Source organism: Terrabacter ginsenosidimutans (assembly GCF_039539425.1).
Classification (GTDB): Bacteria; Actinomycetota; Actinomycetes; order Actinomycetales; family Dermatophilaceae; genus Terrabacter; species Terrabacter ginsenosidimutans.
Genome location: NZ_BAABDC010000001.1, coordinates 865,362 through 879,760, shown reverse-complemented (window position 1 = coordinate 879,760; position 14,399 = coordinate 865,362). Strand labels below are relative to the sequence as shown.

The 14,399-nt window shown below is 72.2% G+C and carries 18 protein-coding genes; 9 read left to right on the top strand and 9 right to left on the bottom strand.

Annotation, left to right across the window (positions count from 1 at the left end; genetic code table 11):
- A complete protein-coding gene (locus tag ABD831_RS04225) occupies positions 1–1,002 on the bottom strand; it encodes a methyltransferase (RefSeq protein ID WP_344941971.1) in 1,002 nt (333 codons plus the stop codon).
- 80 nt (positions 1,003–1,082) lie between these two features.
- Between ABD831_RS04225 and ABD831_RS04220 the strand changes: the two genes are divergently transcribed.
- Both ABD831_RS04220 and ABD831_RS04215 read left to right on the top strand, forming a co-directional pair.
- Complete coding sequence (locus ABD831_RS04220; protein ID WP_344941968.1) at positions 1,083–1,601, top strand: hypothetical protein; 519 nt, start codon at positions 1,083–1,085, stop codon at positions 1,599–1,601.
- A gap of 117 nt (positions 1,602–1,718) precedes the next feature.
- Positions 1,719–2,060, top strand: a complete 342-nt coding sequence (locus ABD831_RS04215; RefSeq protein ID WP_142175804.1) for a hypothetical protein — start codon at positions 1,719–1,721, stop codon at positions 2,058–2,060.
- Positions 2,061–2,105: 45 nt separating this feature from the next.
- Here ABD831_RS04215 and ABD831_RS04210 read toward each other — a convergent pair whose 3' ends face one another.
- Entirely contained in the window at positions 2,106–4,304 is a 2,199-nt protein-coding gene (locus ABD831_RS04210; protein WP_344941963.1) for an ATP-dependent DNA ligase, read from the bottom strand.
- A 224-nt stretch (positions 4,305–4,528) separates the two neighbouring features.
- Between ABD831_RS04210 and ABD831_RS04205 the strand changes: the two genes are divergently transcribed.
- On the top strand, positions 4,529–5,194 hold the full coding sequence (locus ABD831_RS04205) for an endonuclease/exonuclease/phosphatase family protein (protein WP_344941960.1): 666 nt from the start codon (positions 4,529–4,531) through the stop codon (positions 5,192–5,194).
- Between the two features lie 55 nt (positions 5,195–5,249).
- Complete coding sequence (locus ABD831_RS04200) at positions 5,250–5,651, top strand: PPOX class F420-dependent oxidoreductase (protein WP_344941957.1); 402 nt, start codon at positions 5,250–5,252, stop codon at positions 5,649–5,651.
- Positions 5,652–5,663: 12 nt separating this feature from the next.
- Here ABD831_RS04200 and ABD831_RS04195 read toward each other — a convergent pair whose 3' ends face one another.
- Positions 5,664–6,470, bottom strand: coding sequence for a UbiA family prenyltransferase (locus tag ABD831_RS04195; RefSeq protein WP_344941954.1), 807 nt, complete (start codon positions 6,468–6,470; stop codon positions 5,664–5,666).
- Between the two features lie 105 nt (positions 6,471–6,575).
- Here ABD831_RS04195 and ABD831_RS04190 point away from each other — a divergent pair, with 105 nt between their 5' ends.
- The 5 genes from ABD831_RS04190 (at position 6,576) to ABD831_RS04170 (ending at position 10,762) form a co-directional block, all read left to right on the top strand.
- The gene (locus tag ABD831_RS04190; protein ID WP_344941951.1) at positions 6,576–7,646 is read left to right on the top strand and encodes a type III polyketide synthase; all 1,071 of its coding nucleotides are present in this window, start codon (positions 6,576–6,578) and stop codon (positions 7,644–7,646) included.
- Positions 7,647–7,653: 7 nt separating this feature from the next.
- Positions 7,654–8,205: an isoprenylcysteine carboxyl methyltransferase family protein gene (locus tag ABD831_RS04185; RefSeq protein WP_344941948.1), complete on the top strand. Its 552-nt coding sequence runs from the start codon at positions 7,654–7,656 to the stop codon at positions 8,203–8,205.
- Complete coding sequence (locus ABD831_RS04180) at positions 8,202–9,284, top strand: NAD(P)/FAD-dependent oxidoreductase (protein ID WP_344941946.1); 1,083 nt, start codon at positions 8,202–8,204, stop codon at positions 9,282–9,284. Before ABD831_RS04185 ends, ABD831_RS04180 begins: the two co-directional genes overlap by 4 nt.
- Positions 9,281–9,895 carry an isopentenyl-diphosphate Delta-isomerase gene (idi, locus tag ABD831_RS04175; RefSeq protein WP_344941943.1) on the top strand — a complete coding sequence of 205 codons (615 nt, stop codon included), beginning with the start codon at positions 9,281–9,283 and terminating at the stop codon, positions 9,893–9,895. Before ABD831_RS04180 ends, idi begins: the two co-directional genes overlap by 4 nt.
- A 105-nt stretch (positions 9,896–10,000) precedes the next feature.
- Entirely contained in the window at positions 10,001–10,762 is a 762-nt protein-coding gene (locus tag ABD831_RS04170) for a phosphodiesterase (RefSeq protein WP_344941940.1), read from the top strand.
- A gap of 16 nt (positions 10,763–10,778) precedes the next feature.
- On the opposite strand, the gene ABD831_RS04165 is transcribed toward ABD831_RS04170, so the two are convergent.
- The 6 genes from ABD831_RS04165 to ABD831_RS04140 all read right to left on the bottom strand — a co-directional run bounded on the left by ABD831_RS04165 (position 10,779) and on the right by ABD831_RS04140 (position 14,378).
- The gene (locus tag ABD831_RS04165) at positions 10,779–11,219 is read right to left on the bottom strand and encodes a hypothetical protein (RefSeq protein WP_344941937.1); all 441 of its coding nucleotides are present in this window, start codon (positions 11,217–11,219) and stop codon (positions 10,779–10,781) included.
- Positions 11,220–11,363: 144 nt separating this feature from the next.
- Positions 11,364–11,711 (bottom strand): YciI family protein, encoded by a 348-nt coding sequence (locus ABD831_RS04160; protein ID WP_344941934.1) that lies wholly within the window; start codon positions 11,709–11,711, stop codon positions 11,364–11,366.
- Between the two features lie 124 nt (positions 11,712–11,835).
- Positions 11,836–12,555 (bottom strand): dienelactone hydrolase family protein, encoded by a 720-nt coding sequence (locus ABD831_RS04155; RefSeq protein ID WP_344941931.1) that lies wholly within the window; start codon positions 12,553–12,555, stop codon positions 11,836–11,838.
- Between the two features lie 100 nt (positions 12,556–12,655).
- Positions 12,656–13,096: a hypothetical protein gene (locus ABD831_RS04150; protein ID WP_344941928.1), complete on the bottom strand. Its 441-nt coding sequence runs from the start codon at positions 13,094–13,096 to the stop codon at positions 12,656–12,658.
- 115 nt (positions 13,097–13,211) lie between these two features.
- The gene (locus tag ABD831_RS04145; protein ID WP_344941925.1) at positions 13,212–13,775 is read right to left on the bottom strand and encodes a DoxX family membrane protein; all 564 of its coding nucleotides are present in this window, start codon (positions 13,773–13,775) and stop codon (positions 13,212–13,214) included.
- Between the two features lie 183 nt (positions 13,776–13,958).
- Positions 13,959–14,378 carry an NINE protein gene (locus ABD831_RS04140; protein WP_344941922.1) on the bottom strand — a complete coding sequence of 140 codons (420 nt, stop codon included), beginning with the start codon at positions 14,376–14,378 and terminating at the stop codon, positions 13,959–13,961.
- Positions 14,379–14,399: the final 21 nt, after the last annotated feature.

Sequence of the window (14,399 nt, the reverse complement as noted above, 5' to 3'; positions counted from 1 at the left end):
TCAGCGAGCCGCGTGGGCCTCGAGGATCACGACGTCGGCGTCCGTGTCGACCACTCGCGCGGGCTCGAAGCCGGCGGCGGTGAACAATTCGTCGAACTGCGCCACCGTGCGTTCACGCCCTCCGGGAAGCACCAGCATGTTGAGGTCCGACAGCGCGGCCTCGAGCTCGTGCCCCGGTCGGTCGAGCACCAGCTCCACGACGAGCACGACCCCTCCCGGCTCGAGCGAGCGACGGCACGTGCTCAGGATCTCGACGCACTTCTCGTCTGACCAGTCGTGCAGGACCTTCTTCAAGAGGTACGCGTCGGCAGGCGGGACCGACTCGAAGAAGCTCCCCGGCACGACCGACCACCGCGACGCGACGGACTCGCTCGCGCTCGCGGGCGGGCCGTCCGGGATGCCCTGTGGCAGGTCGAACACGGCGCCCTGCAGATGCGCGTGCCGCGTCAGGACGGCCTCGAGCAGCACCCCGTGGCCACCCCCGACGTCGACGACCGACCGGAGGCCGTCGAAGTCGTACGCGCGAGCCACCGCAGCGGCCACCCGCGACGTCAGCGCCGTCATGTTGTCGTTGAAGACGTCGCCGGCCTGCGGGTGGTCGGCCCGGTAGTTCCACACGTCGACGCCGTGCAGGGCCTCGAACGCGGTCTCGCCCGTGCGCACGCTGTGGAGCAGGTGCCCCCAGGCCGCCCACGTCGCTGGGTCCTGGAGCGTGCGGGCCAGCGGACGCAGGGACCCGGCCACGTCCGAGCGCAACTCGGCCCCGAGCGGCGTTGCAGCACAAGCGCCCTCGGGCGACACGGCATACAACCCGAGCTCGGTGAGGACCCGCATGAGCCGGCCGAGCGTGTCCTCGTCCGCGCCCACCCGTGCGGCGAGCTCCGCGAGGGACAGCGGACCCGCAGCGAGCTCGTCGCTGATCCCGAGCTCGGCGGCCACGCTGATGGCTGCCGACGTCCGGAAGCCGGTGATCAGCGACCCGAGGTCCGGCCAGACGTCCATGCCGCCATCGTCCTCCGAGTGCCTGTCGACGTGACAGTTTCGGACGACAATGGGGCTGCGACCACGACAAGGAGCCAGCCATGACGCTGCCGGGGGCACCACGCCGGAGGGTGAACTACTTCGAGGGGCGCCTGCTCAGCGCGGGCGACCTTGCTGCCGAGCAGCAGTACGCGCGGGAGCGCACGTGGCTGCACAACCGGGTGCTGCACGGCGAGGGCGTCGTCTCCGGTTTCGAGGTCACCGTGCAGGGCGACGACCTCGTGGTGTCACCGGGCATGGCCATCGATGGCATGGGGCGCGAGATCGTGCTGGTCGAACAGGCCTGCGTGGACGCGAGCGCCGTCGTCGCGAGCAGCCACGGGCGCGTCCACCTCGCGGTGTCGTGGAGCGAGGAGCCCGACGACGAGGTGATCGGGCCCGAGGGTCCCGTGCCGGGGCACTTCGTCGAGCGTCCCCGACTGGTGCTCCTCGAGTTCGGTCCCGGCGGTCCCGCCGCCGACCAGGTGGTCCTGGCCCGAGTCCACCGGGCCGGTGCCGCCCTCGTCGCGGACGGCTCGGTGAGGCGGCACGTGCGGCGCTCGGGGCACAGCGACCGATAGGTCACCTACGGGCGGGGGTGACCACTTTCATAGCCGCGGAACGGCTTGGCGCCGAGGGCGATCGATAGACTCGAGTCGGACGTCGAGAACGGCGTCCACGCGGCAAAGGAGCTCGGCATGAGCACGTCCAGCCTGTACATGGAGCGGGTCCGCCTCGAGGACGGGTACCACGAGGACGACCTCCCCTTCATCGAGCACGCACTGACCCAGCTGTTCACCCAGCTGGAGCGCTTCGACCCGTCGATGGTGCACATCGGCCTCCGGGTCAAGGACCGCGGGCAGCCGGGCATGCACACCTCTGTCGAGGTGTGCATCAGTGGCCTGCCGACCGTCATCGGCGTCTCGAACCTGGGCGACACCAAGGCCGCCCTCAACGACGCCGAGGCCAAGGTCGTCTCGCAGCTGCGCGAAGCCGCGGACCGCCACCACGACCGCCGCCCCCGCCAGACGCGTCACTGAGGGTCTGGCACTGACAGCCCGCCGCCGACGGCCCGATGCCGAGGGTCAGTCGGAACCGGCGGACAGCACGTCGGCAAGGTCGTAGCTGACGGGCTCGTCGAGCTGCTCGAACGTGCACGACTCGGGCGTGCGGTCCTCGCGCCACCGGACGAACTGGGCCGTGTGCCGGAAGCGGGCACCCTCCATGTGGTCGTAGCGCACCTCGACGACCCGCTCGGGTCGCAGCGGCACGAACGAGAGGTCCTTCTGGTTGTTCCAGCGGGAGAACTCCGACGAGCGTGGAGTACGTACGCCGCCCGCCTCCTCTGCGGGAGCGGCCCAGTTCCAGGGGTGTTCGTCCCACTCGGCCACGAGCGGCTGGAGCTCCTCGAAGAGCTCCCGACGCCGTGCCATGGGGAAGGCGCCGATGACCCCGACCGAGGCGAGCTGCCCGTCCTCGCCGTAGAGGCCGAGGAGCAGCGAGCCGATCGCGTCGGGGCCGCTCTTGTGCACGCGGTAGCCCGCCACGACGCAGTCCGCGGTGCGCTCGTGCTTGATCTTGAACATCAGGCGCTTGTCGGGCTCGTAGGCGACGTCGACCGGCTTGGCGATGACCCCGTCGAGGCCGGCGCCCTCGAACTTGGTGAACCAGCCCTTCGCGACGTCGCGGTCGGCCGTGGCAGCCGTCAGGTGGATGGGGGCCTCGGCGGCGGCGAGCGCCTTCTCCAGCGCTGCGCGCCGCTCGGAGAAGGGCTTGTCCAGGTAGGACTCCTCTCCGAGCGCCAGCAGGTCGAAGGCGACGAACGAGGCCGGCGTCTCGGCGGCGAGCTTCTTGACGCGGGACGCCGCCGGGTGGATGCGCTGCTGGAGCAGGTCGAAGTCGAGCCGGTCCCCGGACTCGGGCGAGACGAGGACGATCTCGCCGTCGATGACGCACTTCTCGGGGAAGTTGGCGAGCACCGCCTCCACGACGTCGGGGAAGTAGCGCGTCATGGGCTTCTCGTTGCGCGACCCGATCTCGACGAGGTCGCCGGACCGGAAGATGATCGAGCGGAAGCCGTCCCACTTCGGCTCGTAGAGCACGTCGACCTTGACGGCCGTGACGTCCTTGACCGGCTTGGCGAGCATCGGGGACACGGGAGGGACGACCGGCATACCCCATGTCGTGCGCAGGTCGGCGTCCCGCTCGGCCTTGGGCGCCATGTACTCAGCGTCGGCCTTGTCGGTGCGTCGCTTGCTCGGCTGGACGCGCGGCGGCTCGCCGGGCATCTTCGGGTAGTCCGGCGGGAAGTTCAGCTCTCCGAGACCGCGCTCGACGTCCTTGTCCCACAACGCGATCGCGGCCGCTACGTCGCCGACCGCGTCGTCGATGCCGGCCCAGGCGTCGCCCCGCGACGCCACGAGCTCCGGCACCGTGCGCACCGTGAGCTCCTTCGGGTCGACGGACCCGAGCTCGTCCCACGTGACCGGCGTCGACACGGGCGCACCCGGCAGGGGTCGCGGTGAGTAGGCAGAGGCGATGGTGCGGTCGCGGCAGGCCTGGTTGAAGTCGACGAAGATCTTCTCGCCCCGCTCCTCCTTCCACCACGAGGTCGTGACGAGGTCGGGGAGTCGTCGCTCGAGCTCGCGCGCGATGCCGATGACGCCGTGCCGCACGTCGAGGAACTCGTGCGTCGGCGCGACCCTCGCGTAGACGTGCACACCACGGTTGCCCGAGGTCTTGGCCCAGGCGGTCAGCCCGATCTCGGCCATCACCTCGCGCAGGGCGACGGCCGCCTCGACGGCGTCCTTGAAGCCCCGGCCCGGCTGCGGGTCGAGGTCGATGCGCAGCTCGTCGGGCTTGTCGACGTCGGCCGTGCGGACCGGCCACGGGTGGAAGGTGATGGTGTTCATCTGCGCCGCCCACACGGCGTCGGCGATCTCGTCGATGACGAGCTGCGGGTGCTTGCGCCCCGACGGATAGGTGCACATCACCGTTCGCGTGCCCTCCGGAACGCCCTTGGGCGGGTTCTTGGAGAAGAACTCCTCGCCCTCGATGCCCTCCGGGAAGCGCTGGAGGGTCACCGGCCGGTCGCCGAGTGCCCGCAGCATCGGGTCGGCGACCGCGACGAGATAGTGCGCCATGTCGAGCTTGGTGACGGGCCGGCCGTCGGCCATCCCCGCCGCCGGCCACAGCACTCGGTCGGGGCTCGAGACACGCACCTCCCGCACCCCGGACGGGCTCGATGGACTGGGCGCTGCGACGACGACGGGCTTGGCGCTCACCCGCCGATCGTAGCCACGGGGTCCGACGCACGACGTGTGGCGCGCACTGTGCATCGCGTCCTGACGTGACCCAGCGGATGCTCGTGGGCCCGTCGCACCACGGAGCCGCCCCGCGTGAGTCACCTGGCGACCCAAGGCACAGGGGACGGGCAAGCCAACAGCGGATCCCACCCGCCCTCGCTGAAGGGACGACGCTCCCCGTCTCCTGTGGCTACGGTCAGCCCATGCGAATCGGGACGTGGAACCTCGAAGGCCGATGGACTCCCGCGCAGGTCAGGGCGTTGGGCCGACAGGACTGCGACATCTGGCTCCTCACAGAGGTCCCGACCGCGGCGACACTCGACGGCTACGCCATGCACACGACGGCCGGTTCGATGGCCCCGGGACGGCGCTGGGCTGCTGTGGCTGCACGCGAAGAGCTGGACCCGTGTCCCTTGCCGGACCCCCACCCGGCGAGCGCAGCGGTGGCCGTCGGCGGGGTCACCTTCTGCAGCAGCGTCCTGCCGTGGCGCACCAGCGGAGGGGACCACCCATGGCGCGGGTCGAGCACCGCCGAGCGGACGGCATACGCCCTCGGCGACCTGACATCCGTCCTTCCCGTGGACAGAACGGTCTGGGGCGGTGACTGGAACCACGCGGTCGAAGGGCCAGAGCATGCCGGCAGCCGGGCTGGCCGTGAGGCGATCCTCGATGCAGCGACCGGGCTCGGGCTCACCATCCTCACGACGGGGCTGGCGCACCGACTCGACGGACACGGCACGATCGACCACCTCGCGGTTCCGTCCAGGGCGAGAGTGGTTCACCCTGCCGAACGCGTCTCCATGGAGGAGGACGGACGGCACCTGTCCGACCACGATGCCTACGTCGTGGAGGTGGCGCTCGGCGTCTGAGCCCAGACGCCGAGGAAAGCGAGGTCGATGAACGGTCAACGGGTATGTCCCCGCCATGACCCAGGCGCCAACCCTCCACAACCTCGGCGGCGAACGCTTCGTGCTGCTGACGACCTACCGCCGCTCCGGCGAGCCGGTGCAGACCCCGGTGTGGGTGCTGCCCGACGCCGGTGCGGCCATCGTCAGCACGCCTGAGGGCGCCGGCAAGCTCAAGCGGCTGCGCAACGACCCTCGGGTCACGCTCGCGCCGTGCGACCGTCGTGGCAACGTCGAGGATGGCGCCCCGGTCGTCGAGGGTCGCGCCGAGATCATCACCGACTCCGCCGCGTCCGAGGCCGTGAACCGCCGGCTCTCGCGCAAGTACGGCGTCGAGTTCCGCATCTTCATGGCCATCGAGTGGGTCGTGCGCCGCGGCAACAGCAACCGCGTCGTCGTGCGGATCACCCCGACCGACTGACGTCGGCAGGCGTCAGCTCCGCGCGACGAGGCTGACGACGTTCGCGAGCGCGATGAGCACGGCCGCCACGAACGGCAGCCGCCCGCGCCCCACGACGGCGACCACCGCGAGGGCGACGCACGCAGCGAGCAGTCCCAGCCCGGTGCCGTCGAGCCCGGGGCCGTATGCCGCGACGACCGACCCTGCGAGCAGCACCGCGGGCGCCAGCCACCGGACCACCCGCGCCCCGAGGCGGTGCGGCAGCCCGCGTACGCCCGTGGCCTCGTCGTCGGCCAGGTCGGGCAGCGCGTTGAGCAGGTGCGCTCCGACGCCGAGCAGGGCGCCCGTGACGAGCACCCAGGCCGGTGGCCACGTGGGGGAGGGGAGGGCGAGCGTGACGACAGCGGGCAGCGCGCCGAAGGCGACGGCATACGGCAGCGGGGAGAGTGGGGTGCGCTTGAACCAGAGGTTGTAGGCCCAGCCGGACGCGACCCCGAGCAGCAGGTGGACGAGACCGGATGCCCAGCCGCACGCCAGGGAGAGCACGACGCACACGGCGAGCGCGGCGCCGCACGCGGTCCGGACGACGGACTCCGTCAGGTCACCGGCAGCCAGGGGCTTGTCGGTACGCCCCACGGCACGGTCGCGACGCGCGTCGAGCAGGTCGTTGGACCAGCCGATCGACAGCTGGCCGGTCAGCACGGCGGTGGTCACGAGCGCCCCGCGACCCAGCGTGTGCCCGGCCGACCAGGCGAGGAGCGCGGTCAGGGCGGTGACCGCCACGGTGGGCCCGGGATGGCAGGCGAGCGCCAGCCCCCGAACCGTCCGACCGACCGCCACGCGCTGAGCCTAGGGGCCCGCGGGTACGCAGGACCCGTGACCGCCTGCGCCCGACTCTGTCCAACCTCCACCCATGTTCCGAGCCGCGCCGCCTAGGCTGGCGCGGTGAGCCACCTTGCGGCCGTCCGCGGCGTCCTGCCCGAGCACACCTACGCGCAGGCCGACGTCACGGCTGCCTTCGCCGACGTGCTCGGCTCGGTCGGGTCCGACCGGGCGCTGCTGGAGCGCTTCCACGCCAACGCCGGCGTCAGTCAGCGGCACCTCGCGCTGCCGCTGGAGCGCTACTGGGAGCTCGAGGACTTCGGTGCGGCGAACGACGAGTTCATCCGCGTCGCCACCGAGCTCGGCGCACATGCCGTGACCAAGGCGCTCGCAGCCGCCGGTCTCACTCCGCGGGACGTCGATCTCATCATGTCGACGACGATCACCGGCCTCGCCGTCCCCTCGATCGAGGCCCGGGTCGCAGCCGAGATCGGGCTCCGGGACGACGTGAAGCGCGTCCCGCTCGTCGGGCTCGGCTGCGTCGCCGGTGCCGCCGGTGTGGCTCGCGTCCACGACTACCTTCTCGGCCACCCGGACGACGTCGCCGTGCTGCTCTCGGTCGAGCTGTGCAGCCTGACCGTCCAGCGCGACGACCGCTCGGTCGCGAACCTCGTCGCCAGTGGCCTCTTCGGGGACGGCGCCGCCGCGGTCGTCATGGTCGGCGCGAACCGTGCCGCAGCCCTCGCGCCGGACCAGCCCCGCGTCGTCGCCACCCGGAGCCGCCTCTACCCCGAGACCGAGCGCGCCATGGGCTGGGACGTCGGCGCGACCGGGCTGCGCATCGTCCTCGGCGCAGAGGTGCCCGACCTCGTGCGCGAGAACGTCCGTGACGACGTCGACCGCTTCCTCGTGAGCCAGGGCCTGACCCGTTCCGACATCGGCTGGTGGGTCGCGCACCCCGGCGGCCCGAAGGTGCTCGAGGCGATGGAGGAGGCGCTCGAGGTCGACCGTGAGGCGCTCGGCGTCACGTGGCGCTCCCTCGACCGGATCGGCAACCTCAGCTCCGCGTCGGTGCTGCACGTCCTCGCCGACACCCTTGCCGACCACACGCCCGAGCCCGGCTCGTGGGGCGTCCTGCTGGCCATGGGCCCTGGCTTCTGCCTCGAGCTCGTCCTGCTCCGCGCGGCCGACTGAGGCGCCGATGATCTCGCAGTGGCTCTTCACCGGTCTCGTCCTGCTTGTCGGGATCGAGCGGCTCGCCGAGCTCGTCGTCTCGAAACGGCATGCGGCATGGGCGTTCTCGCGCGGCGGGGTGGAGCGAGGCCAGTCGCACTACCCGGTCATGGTCGTGCTCCACACCGGGCTGCTCGTGGGCGCCGTCGCGGAGGTGTGGCTGGCCGACCGGCCCTTCGTGCCCGCCCTCGGCTGGGTCATGCTCGCCCTCGTCGTCGCGAGCCAGGCGCTGCGCTGGTGGTGCATCAGCACCCTGGGCAACCAGTGGAACACCCGCGTCATAGTCGTGCCCGGACTCTCCCTCGTGCGCCGTGGTCCCTACGGCGTCGTCCCCCACCCGAACTACGTCGCCGTCGTCGTCGAGGGTCTCGCCCTCCCGCTCGTGCACACGGCCTGGGTGACGGCGCTCGTCTTCACCGTCGCCAACGCCCTCTTGCTCGCCGTCCGCATCCGGGTCGAGAACGCCGCCTTGCGTGAGATCGCCTCTCCCGCAAACGCGTCCAGCGAAGTCGCCACATGAGTGCCGACGTCATCGTCATCGGCGGGGGCCCCGTCGGGCTCGCCACGGCCTTGTATGCCGTCTGCTCGGGTCTGTCTCCCGTCGTCCTCGAGCCGCGGGCCGGGACCATCGACAAGGCCTGTGGCGAGGGGCTCATGCCCGGCGGGCTCCAGGCGCTCACCGACCTCGGCGTCGACCCGCCCGGTCACGACCTGCGCGGCATCCGTTACGTCGCCCGAGGGCGGTGCGCCCAGGCCGACTTCACCGCAGGGCTCGGCCGGGGCGTGCGGCGCACGACCCTCCACGACGCGCTGAGCGCAGCGGTGAGGGCCGCCGGCATCGAGGTGCTGCCGTTCGGCGCCGCCGAGGTGACGCAGGACGACGATCTCGTGACCGTGCGCACCGAGGAGTCCGGCAACGCCGGGCCGACCCTCGTCGCCCCGTGGGTCGTCGCGGCCGACGGACTGCACTCGCCCACGCGCCGCGCCCTCGGGCTCGACCGCGACCACACCGTCGGACGTGCGGTCGAGGCGCGCCCGCTGCGCCGCTACGGGCTGCGCCAGCACCACCGCATACGACCCTGGGGTGATCACGTCGAGGTGCACTGGGGCACCCACGGCGAGGCCTACGTGACTCCCGTCGCCGACGACCTCGTCGGCGTGGCGGTGCTCAGCAGGCAGCGAAACCCCCTGTCGGACAGCCTCGCCGAGTTCCCTCAGCTGCGCGAACGGCTCGAGGGCGCGCCGGTCGTCACGTCGGTGCGCGGCGCCGGACCGCTGCGGCAGCGGACGACGCACCGCGTCGCGGGCCGGGTCCTGCTCGCCGGTGACGCGAGCGGCTACGTGGATGCCCTGACCGGGGAGGGGATCTCGCTCGGCCTCGCCCACGCGCGGGCAGCGGTCCTGGCCATCTCCGCGGACGACCCGCAGTCCTACGAGCGGTCGTGGCGCGCCGCCACCCGGCGCTACTCGCTGCTGACCCACACGCTCGTCCAGGTGACGCGGCCGTCGTGGACCCGACGGCTGCTCGTGCCGGCCGCCGCCACGCTGCCGCCGGTCTTCCGCGGTGCGGTCAACGAGCTCGCGAGGCCGGGCCGATGACCGCGATGAAGCCGGCCGTGGAGGAGGAGCTCGTCGTCCTCGTCTCTGCCGCCGGCGAGGCCATCGGCACGGCGCCCAAGGCGACGGTGCACCACGCCGACACCCCGCTCCACCTCGCCTTCTCGGTCTACCTCTTCGACGACACCGGCTCGCTCCTCGTGACCCAGCGTGCGCTCGCGAAGGCCACCTTCCCGGGCGTCTGGACCAACTCGGCGTGCGGCCACCCGGCGCCCGGCGAGCCCGTCGAGGACGCCGTCGGCCGGCGTGCGCGGGACGAGCTCGGCCTCGACGTGCACGACCTGCGCCTCGTCCTGCCGCGCTTCTCCTACCGTGCCGAGATGGACGGCGTCGTCGAGTGGGAGCTGTGCCCGGTGCTCACCGGACGCGTTGGAGGGACGACGCCGGGGCCCCGCCCCGACCCGGGCGAGGTCGAGGAGGCCCGGTGGGTGCCGTGGGTGTCGTTCGCCGCGGACGTCCTCTCCGGTGCTCGCGCGGTGTCCACCTGGTGCCGCGAGCAGGTGGCGGAGCTGGAGTCCCTCGGTCCCGACCCGATCGCCTGGCCCACGGCCGACCCCGCCGACCTCCCGCCCGCCATGACCACCCGTCTGTGACCCCCACGGCGTCGAGCGAGCGCCCCGCCCCACACGAGTGAGCGCTGCGCCTCCGCCTGGATGTCTGGGAGGGCTGGCTCGCCGACCGATGGGTAGGTGGAGGGGGTGAGCACCATCCCCACTTCGACGCCGGCGTCCCCGCGCCTGCCCACACCACCGGCTCGGGCCTTCGGAGTCGCGCTGGCCGCAGGACTCGGTCTCGTCGCCCTGGCCACCGGACGCAAACCGCTGCACGCGGTTGGTCGCACCTGGGCCGCGGACCTGCGCATCGACGCGCCGCAGACCCGCCTCGGGGTGCCGCTGCTGCGGGACCGCGGCGTGCACCCGTGCACCGTTCGAGTCTCGCGGGCGGTCGGCACCCCCGAGGGCTGGTGGGACATCGGCGGTCTGGCGCTGCGCCTGCCCGGTGCAGGGACCGCCGGCCGGCCGGCAGACCTGCTCTTCGCCACCACGGGCACGGGGCGCGTGACGCGTCACCTCCTGCGTCCCGTGCGTCGTGCCGCCGGTCGGCCCTTGACCACGCTCCTGCCGACGAGAGCTGGGGGGCACACGATGGCGTTGCTCGTGCAACCGGTCGACGACGAGCCGGCGCCGCAGGAGTTCGAGCTGGCCGTCGCCGTGGACCGCGGCGCCTGGGACGTGGTGGGACTGCTCCAGCTGCGGCAGGAGCGTTTCGACTCAGCCCTGCGCTTCGACCCGGTCGTCGACGAGCTCGAGGGCACGACCGCGCCGGCCTGGGTCGTCGCGCTCCGCGAGCCCGCCTACCGCTGGGCGCGGCGGCTCAGTCGTCATGGGCGCAGAACGCGAGACGGGGTGGGGCTGAGCGCTCGCTCGAGTGGGGCTGAGCGCTCGCTCGAGTGGGGCTGAGCGCTCGCTCGAGGTGTCAGAAGAGCTCGTCGGCGAGGGCCTCGAGGGCCCTGCCGTCGCAGCCGGCCGTGAGCGCCTCGTACGTCGCGCCCCGGGCCGCCTCGCGCGCGTCCGGGGTCAGGGCGGCGATGACCGCGCCGACGGCGCGCGCCTCGACGCACTCCGAGGGCTGCTGCAGCTCCTGGAGCGAGCGCGCGACCGTCGCAGCCTCGAGCCGGTCGTCACATGCGGCGTCGAGCTCGCGCTCGAGGTCCCACAGCTGGACCAGCTCGGCGATCTCGGGGTAGCGCTCCAGGCCACCGCGCGCGACCTCGAGGGCATTGGCGTCGTGGACCCCCGCCACCGCGCACGCGAGGCGGGCGACGCGGAACGCGAACGTGCGTGCGCTCGCCGGTTCGGCGCCCGCAATCCGCGCGGCGAGGCCGGGCGCCACGGCCTCGACCCTGTGCAGCTCCACGGGCTCTCTCCTCAGCAGTAACGGTCGGCACTGCAGGAACAGCCCTCCGGGCCATACCCGTTGCGGGTCGTGCCCTCCCGGTGCCCGGGGGTGTCGTGACGGGGAGACACTCCCGTCACGACACGAAATGCACCAGTCGCCCGGTCATTCTCCCTGCAGGGCCCGCACCTCGACCGGTCCGTGGCAGGCCGCCGAGCCCTCCCGGGCCAGGGCGAGGGCGGCGTCGAGGTCTGCGGCCTCGATGATCCAGAAGCCGCCGAGCCACTCGCGCGCCTCGCTGAACGGTCCGTCGGTGACCGCCGTGGCCCCCGCCGAGGCGTCGACGACCTTGGCCTGGCTGACGTCGGTGAGGCCGCCGGCGACGACCCACGCACCGGTCGCCTGCAGCTTCTGGTTGAAGGCGTCGACGGAGGCATACATCTGCTGCATCTCGTCGGTGGAGGGCATGGCGTCGCCCTCACGGTGGTGGACGGAGAGAAGGAACTGCGTCATGAGGTGCTCCTGGTGTGATGGGTGCTCGGCGCTGGTCGGTGGCTGACGGCGTGACTGCCGGCCCGCTCCTGCGTCGAACGGACGGGAGCAGACTCGACACGTCCCGCTGAGAAAATCTGCGACCTCAGGAGACGGGCAGCTGCTCGCGCAGGAACTCGACCGTGGTCGCCCAGGCGAGCGTCGAGGAGGCGGGGTCGTGCCACGGCATGTCGTCGTTGTCGAACGCGTGGTCGGCGCCGGCATACGTCTCGAACACGGTGGCGGGCTGCTCGGTCACCGAGGCCTCGATCCGCCGCACCGTCTCGGTGTCGATGAAGGAGTCGGCGAGCCCGAAGTGGTGCAGGCTCGGCGCCGTCACCGTCAGGGTGTCGTGCAGGCCGGGCAGCGCCGACCCGTAGTAGCTGACGAGCGCGTCCAGGGGCGTGGTGTCTCCGGCGTCACCGGACTCGAGGTGCGCGGCGGTGGCGTAGCCGAGCCCGCCACCGAAGCAGAAGCCGACCGCGCCGACACCGGCGGTGACCTCGTCGCGGCCGCGAAGCCACTCCACCGTCGTGGCCGCGTCGCTGACGGCGGCGTCCCAGTCGAGGTGCTGCACGAGACCCATGCCCTGCTGCAGCGCGTCGTCGCCCTCGACGGGCGAGGTCACGCCGAGGCGCCAGAAGATCTCGGGCGCGACGACGACGTAGCCGTGCTCGGCGAGCTGGGCGGCGCGCCGCTGGATGTAGTCGCTGACGCCGAAGATCTCCTGCAGCACGACGATCCCGGGCCCGTGACCGGTCGGCGGGAGCCAGAGGTGCGCGGGCATGTCGCCGGCATCGGTCGTGATCGTCACGTGTTCGGTCATGCGGTCAGTATGTCTGGGATGGTCCCGGTCCCCCCGGGGCGGGCGGGATGGCGTATGCCGTGTGCCCGGGTCGGGTGCTCGTAGCGCGGTTCCCGGGTGGTCAGCGTCGCGGACGGAGCTCGAGCAGGCGGGCGTCGTACATCCGGACCCGCTCGGCGAGGATGTCGTGCTCGCGCTCGTGGCTGCGGAGCACCGCGACGAGCGCGACGATCGTGACGACGGCCAGGGCGCCGAGGCCGGCAAGGGCGATGACGCCGGTACCGGTCTCGGCCCGCCCGGTGGCGAGGAGGAAGAGGGCGGCCGCGAAGAGCAGTGCCACGACGGTGCCGAGTCCGCTGATGCGCCGCGAGGCGGTGCGGTCGACCGCGCTCAGCGACTCCTGGGCGATGGCTCGCTCCTCACGGGCGACGCTGCGGCACAGGTAGGTCGCGGCCGGGAAGCGGTGCGGGTCGCCGCGGCGGCCGCGCACGTGCGGTCGGTAGTCGGACGGGACGTCGACGAGGTGTGGGTGTGGTGCGGGCGTCGCGGTCAGGGCGGTCATCTGCTGGCTCCTTGTCGGTGGTCTGGACGGTGGGGTGACCGGACGGCGTGGCACCGCTGGGTGCCCCGTCACTCTCAGGGTGCACCCAGCGGTGGCTCGCCGGGAGGGGTTCCGGTCAGTCGTCGGAGCCGGTGTGCAGCCGGGCGCCGAGGGCGTACGCGGCGACGACGAGGGCCGACGCGGCGAGGACGATGTCCTTGAGGACGTACTGGCCCAGGAGGGTCGGGCCGTGCGGGAAGAGCTCGGCCGTGAAGAGCGCGAGCGGCGACATGATCCCGATGAGGGCGCCGCCGAGGACGACGATGCCGACGCGCAGGAACTTGCCGGTGACGAGCGTCAGGCCGATGACCGTCTCAGTGACGGCCGTGAGCAGCACGGCCGTGTGACCCGAGACGAGCCCGAAGGTGAGCCGGTCGATGGTCGCCGAGGCGATGGCCTCGGCCGGGCTGAGGCCCGGCACGAACTTGATGACACCGAAGCCGAGGAAGACCAGCCCGAGGCAGATCCGCAGGGCCTGGAGGCTGTAGGCGACGAGGAACGCCTGGAGGCGGTCGACGGCGGACGTGGCCATCCGGGTCACGTGTCGGCGCAGGCCCGGTGCAGTGGTCGTGTCGTTCGCGCGGGACGAGGCCGGACGGCCGGTCTGCTGGTCGAGGTGGTCGATGACGAGCTGGGACATGGTGGTTGCTCCTTGAGGTCGAACTGTCGAGACCTCAGAAGGAGAAGCACGCTGGCAGATACGCCTCAGCGACGGGTTGAGTCGATGTACCTAGACGAAACGCAGCCCTACGCGGGCAAAACGGGCGCAGTTTGTTGCATCATCAATTCGCTTGACCTGAAACAGGATTCGCGCAGTGGAGCGTCACCAGTTGATGAGCAGCCGCTCCTGCTTGTCACGGAAGGAGCCCACGAGGATGAGGATGAGGTCGACGAGGGCCCAGATGCCGAGGCCGCCGACCGTCAGCAGCTGCAGGATGCCGGTGCCGACCTTGCCGACGTAGAAGCGGTGCACGCCCAGCACCCCGACGAAGAAGCAGAGCAGGGCGGCGGCGAGCCTCGACCGGTCGCTGACCGGGAGCCCTTGGGCGTCGACGCTGACCGGGACGAAGGCAGCCGCGAGCGACGGCGCAGCCTGTGCCGGCTCCGGCAGTAGCGGCCCCATCTGGTCCGTCCACGAGTCCCCGTCCCAGTAGCGTGACTGCGGCTTGCCCTCGGGGTCGGGATACCAGCCCGCCGGGATCTCGCGGGGTGCGGCCGGGGTCTGGTCGGGCTGCTGCGTCATGGTGACCTCCAGGGGGTGGGC

Coding starts and splice junctions, on each gene's coding strand:
- ABD831_RS04205 (WP_344941960.1), top strand. CDS start 4,529: ATGCGAATCGGGACGTGGAACCTCGAAGGCCGATGGACTCCCGCGCAG.
- ABD831_RS04225 (WP_344941971.1), bottom strand. CDS start 1,002: ATGGACGTCTGGCCGGACCTCGGGTCGCTGATCACCGGCTTCCGGACG.
- ABD831_RS04155 (WP_344941931.1), bottom strand. CDS start 12,555: ATGACCGAACACGTGACGATCACGACCGATGCCGGCGACATGCCCGCG.
- ABD831_RS04150 (WP_344941928.1), bottom strand. CDS start 13,096: ATGACCGCCCTGACCGCGACGCCCGCACCACACCCACACCTCGTCGAC.
- ABD831_RS04220 (WP_344941968.1), top strand. CDS start 1,083: ATGACGCTGCCGGGGGCACCACGCCGGAGGGTGAACTACTTCGAGGGG.
- ABD831_RS04140 (WP_344941922.1), bottom strand. CDS start 14,378: ATGACGCAGCAGCCCGACCAGACCCCGGCCGCACCCCGCGAGATCCCG.
- ABD831_RS04145 (WP_344941925.1), bottom strand. CDS start 13,775: ATGTCCCAGCTCGTCATCGACCACCTCGACCAGCAGACCGGCCGTCCG.
- ABD831_RS04180 (WP_344941946.1), top strand. CDS start 8,202: ATGAGTGCCGACGTCATCGTCATCGGCGGGGGCCCCGTCGGGCTCGCC.
- ABD831_RS04200 (WP_344941957.1), top strand. CDS start 5,250: ATGACCCAGGCGCCAACCCTCCACAACCTCGGCGGCGAACGCTTCGTG.
- ABD831_RS04185 (WP_344941948.1), top strand. CDS start 7,654: ATGATCTCGCAGTGGCTCTTCACCGGTCTCGTCCTGCTTGTCGGGATC.
- idi (WP_344941943.1), top strand. CDS start 9,281: ATGACCGCGATGAAGCCGGCCGTGGAGGAGGAGCTCGTCGTCCTCGTC.
- ABD831_RS04160 (WP_344941934.1), bottom strand. CDS start 11,711: ATGACGCAGTTCCTTCTCTCCGTCCACCACCGTGAGGGCGACGCCATG.
- ABD831_RS04215 (WP_142175804.1), top strand. CDS start 1,719: ATGAGCACGTCCAGCCTGTACATGGAGCGGGTCCGCCTCGAGGACGGG.